General features: G+C 72.8%; 2 protein-coding genes. Both read left to right on the forward strand.

The features are described 5' to 3' along the window. Window positions 1-1,010 (forward strand): HAD hydrolase family protein (locus ACYVE9_RS24095; protein WP_461029999.1); only part of this gene is annotated, 1,010 nt, incomplete at its 5' end. 14 nt (window positions 1,011-1,024) lie between these two features. Beyond that, entirely contained in the window at window positions 1,025-1,990 is a 966-nt protein-coding gene (locus tag ACYVE9_RS24100; RefSeq protein ID WP_461030000.1) for an N-acetylneuraminate synthase family protein, read from the forward strand. The last annotated feature ends 154 nt before the right edge of the window (window positions 1,991-2,144 follow it).

Below are 2,144 nucleotides of genomic sequence, written 5' to 3' on the forward strand. Positions count from 1 at the left end.
CCGCCCGGGGCGCGGGCGCCGAGGTCGTGGAGCGGCCCGCCGACATCGCCGGGGACACCGCGACCAGCGAGGCGGCCGTGCTGCACGCCATGGACAGCCACGAGGAGCGGCACGGCCGCCCGGTGGACGTGGTGCTCCTCGTCCAGTGCACCAGCCCCTTCCTGGTCCGCGAGGACCTCGCCGCCGTGGCCGCGGCCGTGCTGGAGGACGGCGCCGACAGCGCGCTCACGGTGGCGCCCTTCCACGGCTTCCTGTGGCGGGACGGCGACCCGGGGGAGGGCGGCAGTGGCGTCAACCACGACAAGGCGTTCCGCCCGCGCCGCCAGGACCGCCCCCAGGACCTGCTGGAGACCGGCGCCGCCTACGCCATGCGGGCCGACGGCTTCCGCGCCGCCGGGCACCGCTTCTTCGGCCGCACCGAGCCGGTCCGCACGGACCCGGCGCGCGTCCTGGAGGTGGACGACCCGCACGAACTGGCCCGGGCCCGCGCCCTGGCCCCGCTGCTCGACACCCAGCGCGCGCCGGCCCTGCCGACCCGCGCCGACATCGACGCGGTGGTACTCGACTTCGACGGCACCCAGACAGACGACCGGGTGCTCGTCGACTCCGAAGGACGGGAAACGGTCGCCGTGCACCGCGGCGACGGGCTCGGCATCGCGGCACTGCGCCGCGCGGAGCTGAGCCTGCTGATCCTGTCCACGGAACAGAACCCGGTCGTCGCCGCACGGGCCCGGAAGCTCCAGGTCCCCGTGCTGCACGGCATCGACCGGAAGGACCTCGCACTGAAGCAGTGGTGCGAGGAGCAGGGCATCGCGCCGGAGCGCGTGCTCTACGTCGGCAACGACGTCAACGACCTGCCGTGCTTCGGCCTGGTCGGTTGGCCGGTCGCCGTGGCCGGCGCGCACGACGTCGTCCGCGGCGCGGCCCGCGCGGTCACCTCCGTCCCCGGGGGCTACGGCGCGATCCGCGAGATCGCCTCGTGGATTCTCGGCCCCTCTCTCGAGAAGTAAGGAAACACCCCACCATGTCTGCTTCCCACGCCGGCAACCGTCTGCGCACCCTCGGCTCGAAGACCGCGGGCCCCGGCCACCCGGTGTACGTCACCGGTGAGATCGGCATCAACCACAACGGCGACCTGGACAACGCGTTCGCCCTGATCGACGCCGCCGCCGAGGCGGGCTGCGACGCGGTCAAGTTCCAGAAGCGCACCCCCGAGATCTGCACCCCGCGTGACCAGTGGGACATCGAGCGGGACACCCCCTGGGGCCGGATGACCTACATCGACTACCGCCACCGGGTCGAGTTCGGCGAGGACGAGTACCGCGCCATCGACGAGCACTGCCGCAAGCGGGGCATCGACTGGTTCGCGTCCCCGTGGGACACCGAGGCCGTCGCCTTCCTGGAGAAGTTCGACGTGCCGGCGCACAAGGTCGCCTCCGCGTCCCTGACCGACGACGAGCTGCTCCGCGCGCTGCGCGCCACCGGCCGCACGATCATCCTGTCGACCGGCATGTCCACCCCGAAGCAGATCCGGCACGCCGTGGAGGTGCTGGGCAGCGACAACATCCTGCTCTGCCACGCCACGTCCACGTACCCGGCGAAGGCCGAGGAGCTCAACCTGCGGGTGATCAACACCCTCCAGGCCGAGTACCCCAACGTGCCGATCGGCTACTCGGGCCACGAGACCGGCCTCCAGACCACGCTGGCCGCGGTCGCGCTGGGCGCGGCGTTCGTCGAGCGCCACATCACGCTGGACCGTGCCATGTGGGGCTCCGACCAGGCGGCGTCCGTCGAGCCGGGCGGCCTCCAGCGCCTGGTCCGCGACATCCGCACCATCGAGGCGTCCCTCGGTGACGGCGTGAAGAAGGTCTACGAGAGCGAGCTGGGCCCGATGAAGAAGCTGCGGCGCTTCGCGGGCGTCGTCGCGGAGAAGGCGGAGCAGGTCACCGGCACCTCCGAGGCGGACGACCGTGAGCCGGCGAAGGTCTGACGTGACCGGGCCGGGCGGTTCCTCCGGTGCGGACGGCGTCCGCACCGGAGGAACCCTCGCCTTCGTGGAGAGCCCGGTCCAGCTGCTCAACGTCCTGGAGTGGTCGCACCTCCAGGACGCCCCGGGCGGGGGCCTCACCCTCGTGGTGCTGCCC

This window comes from Streptomyces sparsus (assembly GCF_054776295.1).

Coding starts and splice junctions, on each gene's coding strand:
- ACYVE9_RS24100 (WP_461030000.1), top strand. CDS start 1,025: ATGTCTGCTTCCCACGCCGGCAACCGTCTGCGCACCCTCGGCTCGAAG.